Source organism: Nitrospirota bacterium (assembly GCA_016194305.1).
In the GTDB taxonomy this organism is placed as follows: domain Bacteria; phylum Nitrospirota; class Nitrospiria; order JACQBW01; family JACQBW01; genus JACQBW01.
Genome location: JACQBW010000037.1, coordinates 45,746 through 67,333, shown reverse-complemented (window position 1 = coordinate 67,333; position 21,588 = coordinate 45,746). Strand labels below are relative to the sequence as shown.

Annotated in this window: 22 protein-coding genes; 13 read left to right on the top strand and 9 right to left on the bottom strand. The window is 46.0% G+C overall.

From position 1 onward, the window contains the following. Position 1: 1 nt before the first annotated feature. Genes HY200_11125 through HY200_11115 form a run of 3 tightly spaced genes read right to left on the bottom strand, consistent with a single transcriptional unit; the run spans position 2 to position 962 of the window. On the bottom strand, positions 2 to 346 hold the full coding sequence (locus HY200_11125; GenBank protein ID MBI3595498.1) for a DsrE family protein: 345 nt from the start codon (positions 344 to 346) through the stop codon (positions 2 to 4). A 9-nt stretch (positions 347 to 355) separates the two neighbouring features. Then, positions 356 to 604 (bottom strand): sulfurtransferase TusA family protein, encoded by a 249-nt coding sequence (locus tag HY200_11120; GenBank protein ID MBI3595497.1) that lies wholly within the window; start codon positions 602 to 604, stop codon positions 356 to 358. A gap of 16 nt (positions 605 to 620) precedes the next feature. Further along, positions 621 to 962, bottom strand: a complete 342-nt coding sequence (locus tag HY200_11115; protein MBI3595496.1) for a winged helix-turn-helix transcriptional regulator — start codon at positions 960 to 962, stop codon at positions 621 to 623. Between the two features lie 162 nt (positions 963 to 1,124). On the opposite strand from HY200_11115, the gene HY200_11110 reads away from it, so the two are divergent. After that, a complete protein-coding gene (locus HY200_11110) occupies positions 1,125 to 1,607 on the top strand; it encodes a glutathione peroxidase (protein ID MBI3595495.1) in 483 nt (160 codons plus the stop codon). 26 nt (positions 1,608 to 1,633) lie between these two features. On the opposite strand, the gene HY200_11105 is transcribed toward HY200_11110, so the two are convergent. Both HY200_11105 and HY200_11100 read right to left on the bottom strand, forming a co-directional pair. Then, positions 1,634 to 2,698 (bottom strand): hypothetical protein, encoded by a 1,065-nt coding sequence (locus HY200_11105; GenBank protein ID MBI3595494.1) that lies wholly within the window; start codon positions 2,696 to 2,698, stop codon positions 1,634 to 1,636. 9 nt (positions 2,699 to 2,707) lie between these two features. Beyond that, a complete protein-coding gene (locus tag HY200_11100; GenBank protein ID MBI3595493.1) occupies positions 2,708 to 3,715 on the bottom strand; it encodes a ribonuclease Z in 1,008 nt (335 codons plus the stop codon). A 119-nt stretch (positions 3,716 to 3,834) separates the two neighbouring features. On the opposite strand from HY200_11100, the gene HY200_11095 reads away from it, so the two are divergent. The 10 genes from HY200_11095 (at position 3,835) to HY200_11050 (ending at position 14,341) form a co-directional block, all read left to right on the top strand. Further along, positions 3,835 to 6,228: a PBP1A family penicillin-binding protein gene (locus HY200_11095; protein MBI3595492.1), complete on the top strand. Its 2,394-nt coding sequence runs from the start codon at positions 3,835 to 3,837 to the stop codon at positions 6,226 to 6,228. 227 nt (positions 6,229 to 6,455) lie between these two features. Then, entirely contained in the window at positions 6,456 to 6,692 is a 237-nt protein-coding gene (locus HY200_11090; protein MBI3595491.1) for a ribbon-helix-helix protein, CopG family, read from the top strand. Continuing rightward, the gene (locus HY200_11085; protein ID MBI3595490.1) at positions 6,676 to 7,113 is read left to right on the top strand and encodes a putative toxin-antitoxin system toxin component, PIN family; all 438 of its coding nucleotides are present in this window, start codon (positions 6,676 to 6,678) and stop codon (positions 7,111 to 7,113) included. The genes HY200_11090 and HY200_11085 overlap by 17 nt, the downstream gene beginning before the upstream one ends. 134 nt (positions 7,114 to 7,247) lie before the next feature. After that, the gene (gene gap, locus HY200_11080; protein MBI3595489.1) at positions 7,248 to 8,252 is read left to right on the top strand and encodes a type I glyceraldehyde-3-phosphate dehydrogenase; all 1,005 of its coding nucleotides are present in this window, start codon (positions 7,248 to 7,250) and stop codon (positions 8,250 to 8,252) included. A 47-nt stretch (positions 8,253 to 8,299) separates the two neighbouring features. Beyond that, the gene (locus HY200_11075; GenBank protein MBI3595488.1) at positions 8,300 to 9,499 is read left to right on the top strand and encodes a phosphoglycerate kinase; all 1,200 of its coding nucleotides are present in this window, start codon (positions 8,300 to 8,302) and stop codon (positions 9,497 to 9,499) included. Between the two features lie 25 nt (positions 9,500 to 9,524). Next, complete coding sequence (locus HY200_11070; protein ID MBI3595487.1) at positions 9,525 to 10,328, top strand: triose-phosphate isomerase; 804 nt, start codon at positions 9,525 to 9,527, stop codon at positions 10,326 to 10,328. Positions 10,329 to 10,351: 23 nt separating this feature from the next. Then, positions 10,352 to 10,795 (top strand): preprotein translocase subunit SecG, encoded by a 444-nt coding sequence (gene secG / locus HY200_11065; protein MBI3595486.1) that lies wholly within the window; start codon positions 10,352 to 10,354, stop codon positions 10,793 to 10,795. Between the two features lies 1 nt (position 10,796). Then, positions 10,797 to 12,365 carry a peptide-binding protein gene (locus HY200_11060; protein ID MBI3595485.1) on the top strand — a complete coding sequence of 523 codons (1,569 nt, stop codon included), beginning with the start codon at positions 10,797 to 10,799 and terminating at the stop codon, positions 12,363 to 12,365. Positions 12,366 to 12,410: 45 nt separating this feature from the next. Further along, positions 12,411 to 13,046, top strand: a complete 636-nt coding sequence (locus HY200_11055; protein ID MBI3595484.1) for a hypothetical protein — start codon at positions 12,411 to 12,413, stop codon at positions 13,044 to 13,046. Between the two features lie 35 nt (positions 13,047 to 13,081). Continuing rightward, positions 13,082 to 14,341 carry a hypothetical protein gene (locus HY200_11050; GenBank protein ID MBI3595483.1) on the top strand — a complete coding sequence of 420 codons (1,260 nt, stop codon included), beginning with the start codon at positions 13,082 to 13,084 and terminating at the stop codon, positions 14,339 to 14,341. An 11-nt stretch (positions 14,342 to 14,352) separates the two neighbouring features. On the opposite strand, the gene HY200_11045 is transcribed toward HY200_11050, so the two are convergent. The 3 genes from HY200_11045 to HY200_11035 form a co-directional block, all read right to left on the bottom strand. Beyond that, positions 14,353 to 14,592, bottom strand: a complete 240-nt coding sequence (locus HY200_11045; protein ID MBI3595482.1) for a DUF2934 domain-containing protein — start codon at positions 14,590 to 14,592, stop codon at positions 14,353 to 14,355. A gap of 104 nt (positions 14,593 to 14,696) precedes the next feature. Further along, the gene (locus HY200_11040; GenBank protein ID MBI3595481.1) at positions 14,697 to 16,229 is read right to left on the bottom strand and encodes a YifB family Mg chelatase-like AAA ATPase; all 1,533 of its coding nucleotides are present in this window, start codon (positions 16,227 to 16,229) and stop codon (positions 14,697 to 14,699) included. A gap of 82 nt (positions 16,230 to 16,311) precedes the next feature. After that, positions 16,312 to 16,680 carry a phage holin family protein gene (locus HY200_11035; GenBank protein ID MBI3595480.1) on the bottom strand — a complete coding sequence of 123 codons (369 nt, stop codon included), beginning with the start codon at positions 16,678 to 16,680 and terminating at the stop codon, positions 16,312 to 16,314. A 261-nt stretch (positions 16,681 to 16,941) separates the two neighbouring features. Between HY200_11035 and nfo the strand changes: the two genes are divergently transcribed. Together nfo and HY200_11025 are read left to right on the top strand one after the other, a co-directional pair. Then, positions 16,942 to 17,817 (top strand): deoxyribonuclease IV, encoded by an 876-nt coding sequence (nfo, locus tag HY200_11030; protein MBI3595479.1) that lies wholly within the window; start codon positions 16,942 to 16,944, stop codon positions 17,815 to 17,817. Continuing rightward, positions 17,814 to 19,073 (top strand): hypothetical protein, encoded by a 1,260-nt coding sequence (locus HY200_11025; protein ID MBI3595478.1) that lies wholly within the window; start codon positions 17,814 to 17,816, stop codon positions 19,071 to 19,073. The genes nfo and HY200_11025 overlap by 4 nt, the downstream gene beginning before the upstream one ends. Before the next feature lie 428 nt (positions 19,074 to 19,501). On the opposite strand, the gene HY200_11020 is transcribed toward HY200_11025, so the two are convergent. Then, the gene (locus HY200_11020) at positions 19,502 to 21,502 is read right to left on the bottom strand and encodes an SBBP repeat-containing protein (protein MBI3595477.1); all 2,001 of its coding nucleotides are present in this window, start codon (positions 21,500 to 21,502) and stop codon (positions 19,502 to 19,504) included. Between the last annotated feature and the right edge of the window lie 86 nt (positions 21,503 to 21,588).

Sequence of the window (21,588 nt, the reverse complement as noted above, 5' to 3'; positions counted from 1 at the left end):
TCTATCCAAATGAAAGGAACCGGTCGCACTTTTTCACGATCTCGGAGAGTTCCGTCTGGCTCGAATAACTGACCCCGGGAAGGAGACTTTGTATTTCAAGTCCCCTGGATTCCGCCGACATGGCACAGAGAGAAATTCTCACTTTTTTTTCAATCAACTCATTAAATCTTGAGAAGAGTTTCCGTTTCGAATCATTGACTTCTGCATGATAGACGCCGTCATCCATCAAAAATAGATCAACGGTATGTCGAGCCCGTGCAAATGCGTTGGCGAGCTGGTAAACCGTAAAAGTATTTTGGTGTTCCGGACTGGTTGTCAATAGCATGCCGATGTACAATGATTTCAAGGTCTCGCTTCACACTTTCCTGACGAGGACTTCCCAGAGCTCGTTTCCAACTTCATCCACTCTTAAAACCTGGTGTCCATCATGTTCAAGACTTTTTGGAACATTGACGGCTGACGGGGCATAGTCTAGTGTCACTTTTAATATTTCACCGGTATTCATTTTTTCAAGCATCAATTTTGATTTGACGAAAGTAATCGGGCAGACGTCGCCTGTCAAATCGAGCTCTTTATCTGCTTTTGAGATCTGAGGTTTGTTCATTTTTTTTCCAGGTTCATCAGGCGGAGTTTGCCAGGGAATTGGCCAACATGCTTGTTTTATAGAGTTTTTCGGCCAACACTTCCCTCAATAGATCGAGAGCTTCAATGACCTTTAAATTGACCAATGAATAATAGACGGCTGTACCCTGTCTCTCCATTTTCACCATTTCCCGTTCTCTGAGGACCATTAAGTGTTGGGAAAGATTAGCCTGTTTCAAATTCAAGTTTGCCGCGAGTTGACCTACCGATCTGCGTCCTTCTCTGAGTTCATACAGGATCAATATCCTCTTGGGATCGGAGAGCGCCTGGCAAATATCGGCGTGTAGCTGGTAGACTTCATTTTGAAAATCCTTTTCCATATCCTAGTATCCCCATGGGAAATAATTGTTTTGATTATATCATAATTCGAATATAGATTAAACCTATTTTTGTCGGTAGCTTGACTGATGACAAAATCCATCTCATAATGAAAAGCTTGTTCGCCGAACATCAGAATGGAATCTGAGAGAAAGGGGATGACGATGACAGTCTATGATTTCCAGGCCAAATCGATTGACGGACGGGAGGTCTCGTTTTTGGAATATCGGGGAAAGGTTCTTCTTATTGTCAATGTGGCAAGCGAATGTGGTTTTACGCCTCAATATGGAGGGCTGGAAAAGTTATACGATAAATATAGGGTCGAGGGGCTTATCGTTCTCGGATTTCCCTGCAACCAGTTTGGTGCACAGGAACCGGGGAAAGATTCTGATATCAAGAATTTTTGTGAAACAAGTTTTGGAGTTAAGTTTCCGCTCTTTTCAAAAATTGAAGTCAATGGACAAAACGCCCACCCGCTCTATCAATTTTTAGTCAAAGCAAAGCCAGGCATACTGGGAACCGAAGCGATTAAATGGAATTTCACAAAGTTCCTGATTGATCGTAAAGGAAATGTTGTGAAACGATTTGCGCCTGCGGATAAGCCCGAGGCAATCGATGAGGAAATCAAGTCGCTTCTAGCCGTTTAAGGAGGGATTCCAGGAGAGGGTATCAGTCAAAATACGGGGAGGGGTGAATAAACCAGAGGCATTCCGATCCGATTTTGAAGCCAAGTCATTGTTTCTGTTTTTGTCGAGGGGAGTCTATTTAAACGTGCTTCTAATTTATAACCATTCCTATCTCCGATAATGCCCAATACGCCTTCGACTCGGATACGCATTGAGAACAGTTTTTCAATTTGAAAATCGCAGAGATTAATCAATCCTTTTCCGTTCGGACTGACGGCAGAAATAATCTCGGGAAGATCTGTAATGGGCGCCTGAATAAAGCCACGGTAAAAGAGCTCTGAATCCGGCTGAAGAGAATGAAATTGTTCCAGATGATTAAGTGGAAACCCGGACAAGAACGTTCTTAAAGGGGACAAGGGCATTCCGAACTTTAAGACGAAACGGCTCGCCGGAACGAGCAGGGAATAGCGATCCGTTACGACAAATTCAAACTGGCAGGGACCCAAGGCGTCTGGCCATGTTGACGAAACCAGGGCAGACGGATCCGTGGAGAAAAAGGTTACCGATCGTTCAGCTCTTTCCACAGAAATCGGCAGTTCCAACTCGGCAACGATGAGAGAAAAAATCAGACTCCTCTCCGAGAGAAAATGATTCAACTTTTTTTCAGAGGGTGTCTCGCCGGGGGTCATGATCTGTTTAGGAATCAACCGGATCCGGATAAATCCATGGGTATCCCGGAATCCGATCCAGACGACCGCCTCCGGTTCATGACAGTCAAATTCTGGAAGGGAAGGTATTTTCCAGAGATGGGAGATGGATAAATAGGCTTCCATCCTCTCGTGCATCCGAAAAAGATCATGATGCCGCCCCGCCAAAAGAAAAAAATCCCCCTTCCATTCCCTGTTCAGTTCAACAAGCGTCAACTCGTCCATCACCCACGGAGAAAGACGGCTCACTTCATCCAGTCGTTCGACCGAGAATTCGTCAAAATAACAGGCCCGGTCTTCATCGATTTCGCGAGTTTTTAAGCCAGAAGCTTTAAGCTTCTCGCAAACCAGCATCAAATGATCAAAATCAAGTGGTTCCAGGCTTTCCCAGCGATGTTCGCGCATGTTAACCCGTTATCCCTTTTCCTTGAAAGAGTTCATGGCCTCTTCATAAATTTCTTTTTCAGCACCGGCATATCGGGGTGAAAAATGAAATACCTGAAAGGAATCCACACCTGCTTTTCGAGCGAGTATTCCGGCTTGTCGCGCGGTTAAGTGAAAACGAGCCGAGGCCTGATCGACATCTCGATGCAGAAAAGGAGATTCACAAAAAAAGGAGGTAGAGCCCGACGCTAACCGGATAATCTTTTCTTCATTCTCGCTGGAATAAAGCGTATCGACGACATATGAAATTTTTTGTCCCTTTGTCACCGTATAAAGTGATGAAAGCTCTTTGAGCTGAAAAGTTTTGCTGGATTCTTCATCTCCCATTCCCTTTTTCACCGGAATTTCTATCAAGGTCTCTGCCCCGAGGTTTCCCCAGATCGCTTCTTTTAATTTCCTGAGCCAATTTCCAGGTGCAAAGCCTGCTTTATCCAGCTCTTCCCTGATAATATTGATGTGAAACCGTTCGTTTAAACTGAAAGCGAGTGAGGGGATCTTATGGTCCAATGCGATTGCAAAAACGGAGATCAGCGGTTCTTTCAGGAGCTCTTCCGTAAAGGGAAGTGACTGGAGAGATTCGGGCTCGAAATGCCGGGAGGCCTTAAGGGATGTCATGATTCTCTTGTCCGGATGGAGTTCTGTGATTTCCAGATTTAAAGCGTACTCTCCGGTCAGGTTCCAGGTATATCCGGCGAGTTTTCCCTGGATGTTTTTAATCAATCCGGGAGGACCGTAAAACCGAATCGTTTTGGGATGGCTCAAAACGATTCTTAAGAACCGGTCGAATCCGATAAAGTGGTCCATATGGGTATGTGAAATAAAGACATCAGAAATTTTCAATACCGCTGTGGGCGAAAGGGGACTGTTGTTACCCAGGTCGAAAAGGATTCCCCGGTGTTCCCACTTGATGTCGATATAAAGTCCAGGATCGCCAAACGGCTGGTTGACCAGGCGGGGATAGAGTTGGGTGCTGCTCATTATTCAGTCTCAGACCGTGTTGTTTCTAAATGTTTTCATTGTAACAGGGTTAAAAGGTCAAATCCAGTTCGTGATTATTTGACATCGATCTGGAGGTCCTCTACAATTGGGTTACTCCTATGCCTTATAATGGTAGACATGACGACGGCCAGCTCAACCCTGCTTTAAATAAAATACCCTTTAAAAATCAGAGCAATAAAAAAAAGATTCTCCTGCTTCTACTTGCTTGTTTTCTTATCGTTCTTCTCGGGTGTGCCGGTTTTATCTGGTCTTTACTCAGAGATCTTCCGTCAATTGAAGGGCTGAGGACGTATAAGCCAAGTGCCTCGACTCGCGTCTACGATGAGAACCGGGTTCAGATCGGTCACTTCGCGATTGAACGGCGCACTCCTGTCCCCTTGATCAAGATACCCAAGCATCTCTTTCAGGCGATTATTGCTGTCGAAGATAGCCGTTTCATGGAACATGGTGGTTTTGACTACTGGCGCTTCCTAAAAGCGACCCTTAACAACATTCGAACGCTTCACTTTAAGGAAGGGGGGAGCACAATAACCATGCAGCTGGCTCGATCTCTTTTCCTCTCTCCTGAAAAAAAAATTAAAAGAAAAATTAAAGAATTTTTTCTCGCGATGCAGATCGAATCGGTGCTTTCAAAAGATGAAATTCTTGAAACCTATCTGAATCAAATCTATCTGGGTAACGGTGCTTACGGTGTTCAGGCAGCATCTAAAGTCTACTTTGGAAAGGACGTCAGCGAATTGACACTCGCAGAATCAGCTTTTATAGCGGGTCTTCCGAAAGGACCCTCTGATCTTTCACCCTACCTTTATCCGGAGCGAGCCAAACAGAGACAGGGAGTTGTCTTGAAAAGAATGGTGGTATCGGGCTTCATTTCCGAGGAACAATCTCAGGAGGCTTTTAAACAGAATTTGACCTTCCAGAAGATCCAGAAAGAGGACGAGGTCTCCCCCTATTTCATGGAATATATCCGGCAATACCTGATGTCTAACTACGGCGAAGAGGCGGTTTATAAAGGGGGCCTCATTGTAAATACCCCGTTAAATAGTCAGATGCAGAGTTCAGCGACGCAGTCTATCAAAGAGGGACTCCGTGCCTTGGACAAACGGCAAGGATTTCGAGGACCGATCGGACAGGTCGAATCTGTTGAAAACATGAAGAAAAAGGAGGGCCCTCTGATTCAGGGGAATCCCTTTGGGAGAGATGAAATTTTTGAAGGGATTGTTATTTCGGTCGAGGATCAGTTTGCCCGGATTGAGGCTAAAGGAATATCGGGGAGAATCAAGCTTGAAGAAATGCTTTGGGCAAGAAAAGGCCTTCACGGGAAAGATCTTAGGAACGATGTCACCTATCTGGACAAAGCTTCTGCGAAACTGATCTTAAAAAAAGGGAACAAGATAAAACTCAGTCTAAAAAAATATGATCCCGCAACGGGAGAATATAATTTTAGTCTGGAGCAGGATCCTTTGGTCGAAGGAGCGCTGATCGCGCTTGATCCGGCCACCGGAGGAATTAAAGCGATGGTAGGGGGGTATGATTTTAAAAAAAGTGAATTTAACCGCACCGTATTGGCCAAAAGGCAACCCGGATCTGCTTTCAAACCGATCATTTATGCCGCCGCACTTGAAAAAGGGAAAAGTCCGTCTAATGTGGTGATTGATTCTCCAGTTATTTATACCGATTCGGAGTTAAACAAAACCTGGAAGCCGGAAAATTATGAAGGAAAATTTTACGGCCCGATCTCATTGCGGGAGGCTTTGGCTCATTCCCGAAATCTTGCTACAATCAAGTTGCTCGAAGAGATCGGCATACCGACAGCGATCGATTTTGCGAAAAAACTGGGAATGACCTCTTCGTTTCAACGAGACCTTTCACTCGCACTGGGAACCTCGAGCGTGGGAGTCCTGGAATTAACTTCTGCTTATAGCGTATATGCGGACCAGGGGATCTATAATGATCCTTATTCTATTGAATCGGTCATTGACTCTAACGGCAATCTCCTTGAGAAGCATGAGCTTCATCCTCGCGAGGCTGTCTCAAAAGAAGTCTCTTATATGATTACCAATATGCTTGAGGATGTTGTCCAAAAAGGGACGGGACAGAGAGCCCGTGAATTGGGTAGGCAGGTGGCCGGCAAGACGGGAACCACCAATGATTTTGGTGATGCCTGGTTTATCGGATATACCCCGAATATTGTTACAGGAGTCTGGGTTGGATTTGACGACCGGAGATCGTTGGGCGACAGGGAAGCGGGTGCATCGGCCGCATTGCCAATCTGGATCTCTTTTATGCGCCAGGCTCTGACAATTTTACCTGACCGTTCCTTTTCCATACCTGAAAAAATTGTCTACGCAAAGATCAATCCTCAGACCGGTCTCCAAAGTAGTGGCGACAATACGATTACGGAACCGTTCATTAAAGGCTTTGAACCTCCGCAGGAAGACGTTTCGAAGAAAGTTCCCTCCTATTCTGATTTCTACCAAATGGATAATTAAATAATATTTATTTATCAATAACTTATAAATTTAAGACCTTTTTGAGTTCAAAAAATTCTTGATGGTCAAAGTTTCTGGCCGGGATCTCTTTCCTCTGATTTAAGGGACCCATTTTGCATGGAAAAGGCTAAAAACCCCTTGATTTAACTACAAAAATAATTTATGATGGTGTTAAATTCAACATCACTTTAACTTTTCAAACTGTTTATTAATGAAGGAGGTTTTTATTGAGCACTGTAAAATCTTGGACGGTCTCCCTCCCTCCAAAAATGATAAAAGAGACTGAAAAAATCGCCAAAGAGGAGAAAGTGACCAAAAATGATTTGGTCAGAGAAGCATTGGGGCAGTTCTTAGAAACACATCAGTGGAAAAAATTGCAGATGGAAGCGGCTCAAAAAGCGAGAGAGTTTTCTTACGTATCGGAAGAAGAAGTAGAACGAATGGTACATGAGAGCAGAAAGTAAACCTCCAAAAATCGTTCTGGATACGGGAATTCTGGCTTCGGCTTTGATTTTTCCCGGAAGCAATTCCGACCAGATCTTTCAAAAAATAAGAAGAGGAGAGATGATGTTAGTCACCTCCTCTTTTATTTTGCAAGAACTTAGAAAATTTATGAAACAAAAATTGAAATATAAGAATGATGAGATAGATCATGTCATTAAAAACATCTCGAAACTGGCAAAGGTCGTAGAAACGCATCATCGGGCAAAGGTCTTTCCGGACAAAAAGGAGACAAACCGGATTTTGGAGTGTGCCGTAGAAGGAAAAGCCAGCTTTATTATTTCCATGGATTCCAAACAGCTTCAACCCCTGAAGAAATTTGAAGGGGTCTGGATTATGAGTCCCGCCGTTTTTCTGCGAACGAAAATCTATTCCTTTTCCTGACAGCTCCGCTCGCGCTTTCAGTGGGCAAAATTCCGGCTTTAATCAATTGACTCTCAAACTCTCATGCGATATATTTTAAAAACTCCCTCCAAAAATAGAATTCTTTTGTCATACATTAGGGGAAAGTTTCATACATGAGCATTCAAATCGGTATTAATGGCTTCGGGAGAATAGGCAGAATTTTCTTTCGTCAATCCCTGAAAGCGACGGATTATAAGATCACCGTGATCAATGACCTGGGGGATCCAAAAACGTTGGCCCATCTCTTGAAATATGATTCAGTTCATGGGACGCTTGACGCGCATGTTGAGGCAAGAAATCAGTCAATTTTCGTCAATGGAGAAGAGGTCAAAGTCATCAATGAAAGGGATCCGGAAAAAATTCCCTGGAGCACAGAAAAAATCCAGTTGGTTATTGAGGCGACTGGAAAATTTACAGACCGCGCAGGGGCTGATAAACATTTGAAAGGCGGGGCCAGGAAAGTGATCATCTCGGCGCCCGCCAAAAACCCTGATTTGACAGTCGTCATGGGAGTCAATCACGACAAGCTCCTTCAGAGCCACCATATTATTTCCAATGCCTCATGTACGACGAATTGCCTGGCCCCCCTGATTAAGGTGCTTCTCCCCCTTGGAATCAAACGGGGCTCGATGACGACGGTCCATTCCTACACCAATGATCAGCATGTCCTGGATGCTCCGCATAAGGATCTGCGCAGGGCAAGAACCGCGGGCGTTTCAATGATTCCGACTTCGACGGGAGCGGCCAAGGCCATTGGGGAAGTCATCCCTGAAATCCACGGAATACTGGAAGGAATGGCCATCCGGGTTCCGACTCCCAATGTTTCTTTAATTGACCTGGTAGTCGATGTCAATCGGGAGTCGGAAACACCTGAAATAAATGAACTTTTTAAAAAGGCGTCTCAAAATGAGCTGAAGGGAATTCTGGAATATACCGAAGAACCCCTGGTATCCGTTGATCTTAACGGAAATAGCCATTCTTCAATTCTGGATGCGTCCCTGACAAAAGTCATCAATAAAAAAATGGTTAAAGTTCTGGCCTGGTATGACAATGAATATGGGTTTTCACGGCGACTTCAAGATCTGACCCGGCTGATCATCCGGAATAAATATATTTAATCGATGTTTATCATTGATTTGAAACGCGATTGAGGCAAATGACTTCCATGAACATGAATAAGGTTACCATCGAGGATTTGAGACTTAAAGGAAAAAGAGTCATCATCCGGGCCGATTTTAACGTGCCTCTCGATTCCAATCTGAATATTACCGATGACACCCGAATCCGCTCCACTTTACCGACGATTAACTATGCGATCGATGAAGGAGCCAAGGTCATACTTTGTTCTCACCTTGGCCGGCCGAAAGGGAAACCTGATCCCCAATGCAGTTTAAATACGGTGGCCAAACGTTTAGGACGGCTTCTGGAAAAAAAAGTAGAATTCCTCCCCGATTGCGTTGGACCTGAGGTTGAAGAAAGGTGTTCTCGACTGGATCCGGGCGAAGTTCTCTTGCTGGAGAATCTCAGATTCCATCCGGGTGAAGAAGCAAATGACGAAAAGTTTGCGAAAGCACTCGCCTCCTTAGGAGATATTTATATCAATGATGCTTTCGGTGCGGTCCATCGTGACCATGCTTCCATTACCGGGATTACAAAATTCATCAAAACGACTGCCGTTGGATTTCTAATGAAAAGAGAGATTGAATATCTCGAAGGAGCGGTTGCAAATCCGCCCCGTCCCTTTGTCGCGATTCTCGGAGGGGCAAAAGTCTCGGGAAAAATAGGGGTCATTGAAAATCTGGGGAAGAAAGTTGATAAAGTCATTATTGGCGGCGGCATGGCATTTACATTTCTTCGTGCAATGGGCTACGAAGTGGGAGAATCGTTGGTTGAACCGGATGTGATGAAATTCGCTCTTGAAATCAAAGATCATGCCATTTCAAAAGGAATCAAATTTTACCTTCCGGTGGATTGCGTGGTCGCGAATAGTCTCGAGCCTGGCGCTGAGACCAAGATATTGCCCGTTCAGGAAATTCCAAAAGGATGGATGGGGCTCGACATCGGTCCTGCATCTGTGAAACTCTTTTCGGAGGCGTTGACAAACGCCAAGACGATTTTGTGGAATGGTCCCATGGGACTATTCGAAATGGATGCCTATTCAAGAGGGACATTTTCCATTGCCCATGCCGTTGGAAATGCTTATGCCCTCAGTATCGTCGGCGGCGGAGATACCGCGCTTGCCGTTCACCGGGCAGGAGAATCTGAAAACCTTTCGTTTATTTCAACGGGAGGAGGGGCGACCCTCCAGCTCCTGGAAGGGAAGATTCTACCCGGACTTGCGGTACTTCCGAATCGAGTTGATTGATGAATCTAAATAAGGAGTGTTTGGGGTGAAAAGACCGATTATCATGGGAAACTTCAAAATGAACATGACCCTCCAGAACGGGAAAGAGTATATCAAGCAGTTCCTCCCGATGCTGGAACAGGTGACCGAATCGGAAGTGGTCATCGCGCCCCCTTTTACGGCGATTTCCCTTTTTTCTTCTGAGTGTGTGAATAGCCGGGTGCAACTCGGCGCCCAGAATATGCATTGGGAAGATGCGGGGGCTTATACCGGTGAAATCTCGCCTGTCTTGATTAAGGAAGCGGGATGCCAGTGGGTGATTCTCGGGCATTCTGAACGGCGTCAATATTTTGGAGAGACCTATACCCAGGTTCGCCGCAAACTGGAAAGTGCTTATAAACACAAGATCACGCCTGTGGTCTGTATTGGGGAAACCCTTTCCGTCCGGAGGGCCGGCCGGACATTTTATCTAGTGGAAGATCAGATAGATGAGGCATTGAAAGGCCTCAAACCCAAACAGGTTGCGGGGACGGTCCTGGCCTATGAACCGATCTGGGCGATCGGTACAGGTAAAACCGCCTCGCCCTGGCAGGCCAATGAAGTGCACCATTTTATACGAAATAAGATTGAAAACCTTTTTGGGAAGCCGACCGCGTCGGAAATTCGAATTTTGTATGGAGGAAGTGTCAATCCTGAAAATTGCGAAGCCTTGATTCAAGAACCTGAAATTGACGGATTTCTGGTCGGAGGCGCAAGTCAAAAGGAAGAATCTTTTCAAAAGATTATTTCTGCCGTTGAAGAAAACTGGAAAATTAAAAGAACAAAGAAATCACGAACGCGCATGTCCTAACACCCATCAGGAAGGAAATTTAAATGTATACTTTTTTAATCATCATCCATCTTTTTGTCAGTTTCATCATGATTGGAGCCATATTGCTTCAGGCCGGAAAAGGAGCGGAGATTGGAGCGTCATTCGGGGGTTCTAGCCAGACGATATTTGGAAGCCGCGGCGCTGCCACTTTTTTAAGTAAAATGACCGTGGGTGCCGCCGTCATCTTTATGCTCACCTCCCTGAGTTTGGCGTTTTTGTCGCGAGAACGGGCTGGAGAACATTCTATTATGAACAGTTCCACAGCGGCTCCCTCATCCGCTTCTTCAATTCCTGCGACCCTTCCCTCACCGGCACCGGTTTCTCCGGCTCCGCAGGCATCGTTGCCCCCAGCTCCTCAGCCGCCTGCGCCTTCGAGTTCAGCCGCGGTTCCTGGACCCCCTGCCGTTTCGACCGGAATCCCGACCCCTTCTCCGGAAAAAAAATAAGATGATTGATACAAGATTCGGTCTGGTTTTGACCCTTCTTCTGGTGTTGTCCTCTCCAAATAACGGTTTCGCTAAAAATCCAAAATCGATTTCGGTCGGATCGATCGCTGATGCCCAGAAATTAAGCCCGATTCTTGCCTCGGATGGTGCCTCAGCTGAAATATCAGGATGGATTTTTAATGGGTTGGTTAAATACGACCCCGATCTGATGCTCGTTCCTGACCTGGCAGAGACGTTTGAAGCTTCTCCAGATTGTAAAAAAGTTTCCTTTCACCTGCGCAAAGGGGTCAAATGGCACGACGGGAAAGAGCTTACCGCAGAAGATCTCCTATTTACCTATGAGAAAATTATCGACCCTAAAGTTGCCACTCCGTACAGTGGTGGTTTTGACAAAGTGAATCAGGTCAAAATCGTCAATCCCTATCAGATCGAGGTCACCTATAAAGAATCATTTGCCCCCGGTCTTGCGAACTGGGGGATGGGCATCATTCCCAAACATCTTCTAGTCGGGAAAGATCTTCAAACGGATTCGTTCAATCAACATCCGGTTGGAACTGGTCCGTACCGTTTTAAGGAGTGGGTTCCTCAACAAAAAATCGTTCTCACTTCCAACCCGGCCTATTTCGAAGGAACCCCCGATATACAGGAATATCTCTTCAGGATTATCCCGGATGGCGCTACGATGTTTCTCGAACTGAAATCAGGAAATCTTGACTATATGGGATTGAGCCCGCTTCAGTACCAAAAGCAGACCGAAACGTCCTATTTCAAAAATAGTTTTAATAAGTATCAATACCCCAGTTTTTCCTACACTTACCTGGGGTTTAATCATCTTAACCCCCTGTTCTCAGATAAGATGATTCGACGTGCAATCACGTATGCAATTAATCGGCAGGATATCATTGATGGTGTCATGCTGGGCTACGGGAAAATTGCGACGGGTCCTTTTCTTCCCGAATCTTGGGCTTACAACCCTGAGATCAAACCCTTCCCATATGATCCGGGAAAAGCGAAAACCTTGTTAGCCGAGGCGGGATGGAAGCCGGGAGCCGATGGGATTCTCGAGAAAAAGGGCCGCCGGTTTGAATTTACCGTGTTGACGAATCAAGGAAATGAAGAAAGAAAAAAAAGTGCGGAAATCATTCAGTCCAATCTGAAACAGATTGGTATCAAAGTCAATATTCAAGTTCTGGAATGGCAGGCGCTTCTTCACCAGTTTATCGACAAGAAAAGATTTGAAGCCATTATTCTCGGATGGGGATTAGGTCAGGAACCGGACCCATACGATATCTGGTCCTCCGAGAAGACGAAAGAAGGAGAGTTTAATTTTATTTCCTATCGAAATCCAAAAGTGGACCAGCTTTTGATTGAAGGGAGAAAAGTCTGTGATCAGGAAAAGAGAAAACAGATTTATCACGAAATTCATGCCCTGATCGCGGACGATCAGCCCTATACTTTCTTGTATTATCCTCAGTCTCTTCCCATACTTGCAAAAAGATTTACCGGAGTAAGAGTGACGCCAATCGGAATCTGGTGGAATTTTCCCCAATGGAAAGTCATGACACAGTAGACCAGGAACGGCGCTCAGGAGTCGATCTTGCACAGGGGTTTTCGAATGAACCCATTTCTCTTCGTTTTTGCTTTTCTTTTATTCTCCGTCTTCTTTTTCCTGACCTCCTCCTTTTTTCAAAAGGGACAATCTCTTCAGGTTATGGTGGGATTTCTTCTGTTAATCACCGCATTCTATTCATTGTATGAATCCGGGCTTCCTCAAACGCAAGATCACATGGCTGGTATGGCATCTCACATGACCCCAAAGCTGGCGCTTGAGACCGATTCGCCGGAACAAATCATTGAAAAAATGGGATGTTCCTCCTGCCACCAGATCCCCGGAATGCTCTGGAAAACGGGAACCCTGGGGCCTATTTTGATCGAGAAAGTGCTTGCTCCAAAACGGCTTGCCTCCCCTGAATATCAGTTGCGTTTAAAAACCGGAAAGGCATCTGCCCACTCTCCGAGAGAATATGTGATGGAGTCCATCGTATCTCCGGATCATTTTATTTCGCCAGATTTTATCTATCATTCAAATTCGGAACATTCGATTATGCCCGCGGGTTACGATCAAAAGTTTACATATGCCGCATTGGAAAAACTGGTGGATTATCTCCTTATTCTGGACTGTGATTCCGCGAAAAAAGAAGGATTAAAGGGCCCTCCCGCCGAAACGCTGGTCCGTATTTGCGGGGGATAGTTTCAGAAATCGACGTTCTTAAAACAAGAGGGAAAATGATCGGGAATTGCGGACAAAGATTACTCGTGGCCATCGCCTTCATACTGTTCTTGAACAGCATTGCCGATGCCGGGGTGATTCCAGAGCGACGGAAGTCCCAGTTTTCAACCGAGTTTGGCTATGCGGTTTTTCCTTATCCCTACAGTCTGCCAGGAATTGGTTCGGGTGTTGGACTGGTGGGAGGCGCCAGTAACATTGCCGGAACTCACACTGATGCGTACGGCATCTTGTTTGGCGGCCAAATTATCGGACTTGCGGTAGGTCTGGCAGATGTGCAAATTCTTCCGAAGATGCTCATTCTCGACAGTGGCTTTAGCAAAATCAGTTCCGCGAATATCCAGAACTACAGCCAGCGGGGAATGAATACCGATCAATCCGATTATACGAATATCGAGCTGGGAGATATTACCTATTATGGTTCCCGGCTGACCGCCACATTTTTTGACCGGCGCTTTGAGTTCTACGGAGCGTATTATGAAGGAAGCACGCAGCTGAAGAGCATTCGCGACCGGGATGGCAATGTCATTGTCCAGAGCCAGAACGCGCCCGTAGAACGAGGCCACGTCGCCCTGGTTGGGACTCGGCTGGATCTGACTGATGATTACGCCGATCCGAGACGAGGATTCCGCCTGGACATCAGCCGGACGATGACGCCTCCGAGAGAAATGGGCCCGGACTTCTATCTCCAGGATTACAATGCATCGGCCTATTTTCCTCTTGGAAGACGCAGCACTTGGGCATTCAGCTTTTTGCGCTCCGATGCACATGTCGATCAGAAAGGGGACACCAATCCGTCCACGATAGAATCGACTCTGGGACTCAACTGTTCTGCGCTGGCTCCGCCCCAAGCCGCAGACTGCACTCACTTTATTCAAAACACGGTCGTGGGCAATACCTATGGAACAGCCACGACTTTGGGCGGATTCAATCGTCTGCGATCGTATCCCAACATGAGGTATCAAGGGTCCCACACCCTTTTTTACGGATCCGAAATTCGGTGGAATTTGACAGATGAATCGACCTTTTTCGACATTTTTATCATGAGGGATATTCGCAATTCGTGGCAGCTTGCGTTCTTTTATGAGACGGGAAGCACTGCAGATGAGCCGAGTCAGCCGGGCGACGTTTGGCGGTCGTCCGCAGGATTCGGTCTGCGCATGGTGACCGCTTCAGGGGTCGTCTTCAGGGCTGATCTGGCCACCGGATCGGAAGGGACATTGCCTTGTGTCTTCATTGGCTATCCCTGGGAACTGTAATGACATTTTTTCTAACCGACAACTGTCTTGAGCCACTGTCTCATAAAATCCTTGGAGCCGATTTCGGAAAGAACAATCTTCTCTGCTTCTAACCAGTGCTCAACGTGGTAGCCGTCAATTCGTCCTCTATTCAGATAAATTTCATAAGCTTTTTGGGCAATCCGCTCATTCAATGATTTGTCAATGAAAGGCTTGCCCTCTGCATGAACTTCGACGGATACTTGAGTCTTGTCCGGATTTTTTTTTGACATAAGTTCCTCCAATAGGTTCGAAGATTTATTTGTTCTGAAAAGGGACTCTCAATGAGGGTCGCTAAATTAAAAAGAACCATGATGCCGTAAGGGCAACCACATTGTCAGAGCCGGTTGCGTCGGTCCAGATTCCGGTATCCGATTGCTTCGGAGACATGCCCAGGAAGAATTTTTTCGTTTTGATCCAAATCTGCAATGGTCCGTGAGACTTTCAAAATCCGATTATAGGCACGGGCTGAAAGACCCAACTTTTCCATGGCCAACGAAATCAGCTTCCGGGTAGACGTGTCCAATTCGCAATATTTCCTGAAATGTCTTGGTTTAAGCTGGGAATTGCAGAAAATGCCATCTTTGTGGAAGCGCTCTTTCTGAATCTCCCTTGCTGCCACGACTCTTTTTCTGATTTCAAAAGACGTTTCCTTTGTTCTGTCGCTTGAAAGTTCTTTAAACTTGACGGCGGGAACTTCAATATGAATATCGATGCGGTCAAGAAGGGGTCCCGAAACGCGAGCCCTGTATTTTTGAATTTGCGAAGCCGAACAGACGCAGGGATGAAGCGGATCCCCCAGATGACCGCAATGACAGGGGTTCATCGCGGCAATCAGCATGAATCGGGCAGGGTAAGCAAGAGACGCCGAGGCTCTGGAAATAACGACCTGGCCTTCTTCAAGTGGCTGTCGAAGAACCTCCAGAACGTTTCTTTTAAATTCCGGGAGTTCATCCAGGAAAAGAACTCCGTTATGGGCGAGACTGACCTCACCCGGTTTTGGAAATTGGCCCCCACCGATCAGTCCGGCATCCGAAATTGTGTGATGGGGCGATCGAAAGGGACGATGAGTTAACAACGGTTGATCTCGCGACATGAGTCCTGCGACGCTGTGAACACGTGTTGTTTCCAGTGCTTCCTCAAAATGAAGCAGGGGAAGTATTCCGGACATTCTTTTGGCCAGCATGGTTTTTCCGGAACCGGGTGGTCCAACCATCAAAACATTGTGACTGCCTGAAGCAGCAATTTCGAGAGCCCTTTTTGCCGACTCCTGTCCTTTCACATCGATGAAATCTTCAAAGCACTGTAACTGATTTTGAAAAAGTAATTCCGAATCAAACTCAACGGGTGAGAGTTTCTGGTTTCCGGCAAGAAATTCGACCACCTCCGGAATGGTATGGATCCCGAATACATCCAGACCTTTTACCACGGCCGCCTCCTGGGCGTTGTCAGCGGGTAGAATCAGACCTTTAAATTTAGCCTCCCGGGCTAACATGGCAATTGAGAGAGCACCCCTAACCGGTTTGATTCTGCCATCCAGGGAGACCTCACCGACAAATAGATAGTTCTGAACCGGATTCAGGGGAACAACGCCGTCACTCGCGAGGATTCCAATGGCAACCGGAAGATCGAATGAGGAACCCTCCTTTTTGAGATCGGCGGGAGCGAGATTGACTGTAATCTTTTTAACCGGAAAATTAAATCCTGTGTTTTTAAGGGCCGCCCGAACCCGGTCTTTGCTTTCTTTGACCGCAGCATCGGGAAGCCCAACAATTGAGAAATGAGGTAGGCCCTGGGCGAGATCGACCTCAACTTCGACAAGAAAAGCATCGAGGCCATAGACCGCACTGCTAAACACTTTAGAAATCATGGGGTAACTCAAACGCAATATCAGCTATAGAAACTATAGGATATTTGCCAGGCAAAAGTCAATTTGGCTTCGAAAGGCCTGATTAGGTGCGGTAGGGCCTCTCTACGTGAGAAGAAGAAAAGAAGAAAAAATGGGCGATCCCGTTGACAACAGATATAATCAGCGCTCCGAAGAAGGCGGGCCAAAAGCCGGCGATTGCCATGCCTTTTACGACATTTCCGATAAAGTAAAAGATGAATCCGTTAAGAACAAATGTGAATAGCCCCAATGTGAGAATGTTCAATGGAAGCGTCAGCAAAATGAGAATCGGACGGATAAGAACATTGATCACACCCAAAACACCCGCGGCGACAACTGCAGTCAGGTAGCCCTCAAGGTAAATTCCCTGGACGAGATATCCTGCGAATAGAATTCCCACAGTATTGATTAACCATCGCAAAAATAATTTCAAAGGATCCTTTTGATAGCGTAATTCTAAAGATCTAATGCAAAAATAGGTAGCTGAGGCGACCGGATGAAAAAGCGCCTTGACTATCGCCAGATCCTTACTCCATAATTAACCTATTGAAAAACCACAATTTCCGGCTCTTAAATTGAGCGGGTTAACCTTCCTTTATGACCTCCTCAAGCGAATGATTGAAGGGATGCCTGGCCTGAAACGGGCATTCCGGTATGGGCTCGATGAGAACCGGGCCGTTGAAAGGAATACTCTATGTTATTGGGCGCCCATATGTCAATCAGCGGCGGTCTTTACAAAGCCATCGAACGTGGAAAAGAGGCTCAATGTGAAGCGCTGCAGATTTTTAGTAAAAACTCAAACCAGTGGAAGGCCAAGCCGCTTCAAAAGGACGAAATAGGCCAGTTTAAGGAAAAACAGAAAAGCTGGGGAGAATTTAGCATTCTTGTACACGATTCCTATCTGATAAATCTCGGAAGCCCGAAAGAAGGGGACCGGCAAAAATCGATCCACGCTTTCCTGGATGAAATCGATCGATGTGATCAACTCAGCCTTCCTTATCTTGTTTTTCATCCCGGTTCTCATCTTGGCGCAGGTGAAGAAGAGGGATGCCGTATCATCGCCAAAAGCCTGAACGACATTTTCGAAAAGAACCCGGGGTTTCAGGTTAAACTGCTCATGGAAACGACGGCCGGACAGGGGACCAATATCGGTTACCGGTTCGAACATTTGAGAAATATCCTGGATTTGCTGGATTCCCGCGAAAAAATGGGGATCTGTGTGGATACCTGCCATATTTTTGCTGCAGGTTATGATATTCGCACGCGAGAAGGATATGACAGAACTTTTCAAGAATTTGACCAGAAGATCGGTTTAGAATGGATCAAGGCGTTTCACCTGAATGATTCTAAAAAGGACTATCTTTCCAGGGTAGACCGGCACGAACATATCGGAAAAGGATATCTCGGCATTGAAGCGTTTCGGTTTCTGATGAACGATTGTCGCTTCGAGAAAATTCCGATGGTTTTGGAGACTCCTAAAGGGGACACGGACAAGGAAGATAAAGAAAATCTCTCTTTATTGCGTCAGCTCAGCCTGGAATCCACAAGCAAGAAGGTCGTCAGGGCGTGAAAAAGATAATAGGGGCATCGATTCTTGTTTTGATCGGATTTCTCCTTTTTGAAGGGTACAATCATTTTATTTATTCTCCCGTTATCTTTAAAATTGCACCGCCGTTTAATAAACCCATTCCCTACCAGGCCATTCCGGCCGGATTGACTGGAATTAAAGCAAGTGACTGCGGCGTCTGTCACACTGAAATTTACCGGGAGTGGGAAGGATCCATTCACGGGAACGCCTGGAAAGATCCCTTTTTTCAGGCTTATTGGAAAAAAGATCAACAGATTTGGGTTTGTCTGAACTGCCACACTCCGGTTGAAAATCAACAGGAGTTTCTAATACAGGCGCTGCAGAATCAAAGGGCAGACCGGCCCGTTAGAATCAAGAATCCCCGCTTTGATCCTCAATTCCGTGAGGAGGGAATCTCTTGCGCGACCTGTCATCTTCGAAACGGAACGATCTATGGTCCATTTAATGACCTCCAGGCCCCGCATCCGACGGCGTTTGATCCGAGATTTCGAACCGCCCGGCTTTGCCTAGACTGTCATCATGTCCCGAAGGAAAAATTCATGTTTTACAGGGGCAACCCCTGTAATACGCAGGTGGAGTGGGAAAACGGACCTTACGCAAAAAAGGGGATAATTTGCCAGGACTGTCATATGCCGAAAATAGAAAGGGCTTTGGTCCCCGGCGGTCCGGTCAGGGAAGTCCGCCAACATTTATGGTGGGGGGGGCACCGGCCCGAAATGCTTCAAAGGGCACTCCAGGTCGAATTGAAATCAGACCGAATGGCCTATGCTCCCGGGGTTAAGGCGAATTATGTTCTGACTTTGAAAAACAGGGGAGCGGGACATAACCTCCCGACCGGTGACCCTGATCGCTATTTTACGGTTGAATTTACCGTCACGAATGGTAAAGGTCAAAGAGTTCAACATTCCCTAAAAACAATAGGGAGGTGGCTCATCTGGAAACCGGTCATTTTCGAATATTACGACAACCGTCTCAATCCTCTTGAAGAAAGAAATTTTTCTTTTTCGTACTGGATTCCGTCTGACGGAGAAAAACTTACTCTTGAGGCCAAAGTCAGCTATCATATTATGACGCCACGGGCGCATCAGAAATTAATCAAACGTTACGGTCTTTCTGCTGAAGATCCGACCCCAATCGAGACAATTCTTTATGATGAAAAGATTCCAATTGAAAAAGGAATGGAGCCCAAAGATTTACAGGCTGCGGATAATCACGTCGCTTGCGATTCATCCTCTTGAAAAATCCGTTAAGGCATTGAATTGTCAAAGGCTTTTCAATGTCTCCACCAAAATCGTTTCAAAGAATTAAATCATTCTTACCCTTCCTTAATAGAATCTTTATAAAAATTTACATCACCTTTATTCAGCACTGATAATAATCCATTAATCTTCGGACATATTTAATTTAAGGAATTTCTTATCACCCTAACCCTTTCACCAGGAGGTCCATATGGTTCCCGTCAACGGTTTCATCGAATATGGCATTGCGGCATTGCTTGGAGCTGTAGGAATGATTGCCTTAAGTATCTGGGCCCTGATTAGCGACGATTCCGGGAAAAATAATAGACGATCTCTTTAATCGGTAACGAAAGGATCTTTTCCTGGAATCCGTTCATGGCCGTGGCAATTGTTTTGAGAGTATCTGCCACGGCCATGAATTGACCTCACTAATGGACCTGTATCGCAGTGGTCATTGCGAGGCCGTTGTTCGTTTCATTTCCCTCCGGAACCTTGTTTGAAAAATCGGAATAGGCCCCGAGAAAATAGCTGCCTGGTGTTGTACTGCCTGGAATAATCAGGGAAACCGTACCACCAAATGATGCGCCCCCAGCCAAACCGTTTTTCATATAAACAGTACCGAGCAGTTTATCGGTCGTGGTGATCGTACTATCCGTTGAAAGGTAAAGTCCGATATAAAACGCCGATGCCCCGTTACTTCCCAAGTTCTTAACGGTATAAGTGACGGAAACGGCTCCCCCTTTCACAAGATTCGTGGCGGGAGTACCGACCGAAGTCATGACCAAGTCAGCCGGCGCAACAGAGATCACACCGGACGAATTGGTCAATGCGTTGTTGGTTTCGTCCGATTCTACAATTTGATTGGTATAATCGGCGATGGCTTGCAGGTAGTAAGTTCCTCCCGGCGTATTGGCAGGGAGTTTAACAGATGTTGTTGCGGTAGAAGCGGCTCCGGAAGCCAGGCCGGAAACAAATCGGCTTCCGAGAAAGACCGTTTGTCCCTGTCCGATCGGAGAGAGAAAGATTCCCACGGAGAATGATCCCGCCGGACTATTTCCCTGATTGGACACCGTATCTGAAACCGCAAAACTTGCACCCGGATTTTGAAGAGTTCCTAAAGCTGGACTGGCCATATTTGTTTCAAACAGGTCAGGCGCAATCTTGTACTTCAAAGTGAGATAATCTAACGCGTTGTGATTACTCACACCTGTTATCAGGAGATTCCCCAACGGGTCAAATGCGAGGGCCATGGGCCAATCATTGAATCCGTTATTGAATCTCACTTTCCATATTTGATTGCCGGAAGAGTCGAGCTTGATAGTCGTGATGCCTAAGAGGGATGTGGTCTCAGAGCTCGTCTCTGTCACATAAATATTTCCTGATGGATCAACCAGGACATTATGCGGGAATCCATTTGCGAAGTGCCGAAACCAAAGTTGATTTCCATTTGAATCATATTTTACCAATTCCAGCGGGATTGCACTGCTATCGCAGCCAAATACAATAGCGCTTCCTGCGGAATCGATGGCAAGATCCGCATTTTGAATGACATTACGGGCCACCCAGAGCTGATTACCGCTTGGATCATATTTAATTGTTGCGTTTTCGATATTGCTGGATCCTGTAACATATGTATTTCCAAGGGCATCTGAGACAATCCGTACGGGATAGTCATCTCCCGATGCAGGCCCATTGTAACGATTGAGCCAAAGTCGATCGCCACTGTTACTATATTTAATCGTCGCGAAATCTTGTCCGGTTCCAGTTCCGTAGCTCGATCCGGTAATGTAGATATTTCCAATTCTATCAATTGAAATACCGATGGAATGATCGGTCCCTCCATTATCGTAGGTTTTCATCCAGATCCGAGTTCCGTAAGTATCCAATTTTAGGGTGACATAGTCGTCGTTCGATCCGTTAGATGTGAAACCTGTCACGTAGACATTTCCCGCCAAATCAACGGCAATCGCCGTTGCATTTCCGTTAATTGACTTGTCTGCCCAAAGTTGATTTCCATTTTGGTCGTATTTTATGGTAGTCAAATCATAATTGATGCCGTTAAAGCTGGTTCCCGAGACCCATACGCTTCCGGTAGAATCCGTCACAATGTCTCCGGGACTACCATTTACGTACCGAGCTATCCAGATTTGATTGCCGGACGAATCATATTTTATCGTGGTTATATCATAGTCTTTCCCATTCAAAGAGCTGCTTCCCGTCACATAGACGTTTCCCGCGGAATCTGTCGCAATTTTTCGCACGCTGTCGCTGTATCCGGAATCGTATTCAACGGACCATGCCAGAGGCGGGACGGTTTGTGCATAAAGATTTGTCGAATACATTATTTCTAAAGCAAACAGCCACGATAAAACGAAAAACAGCTGATAAATGGGTCTCTTGGTGATATCGAAATGAAATTGCCTTTTCATCGGATCCCCCTGTGTAGTAGATGAAACATCGCGGTATAAGCGGAATTTACCGCTGATCATGGAGCTCATCCTATTGACTATTGTCG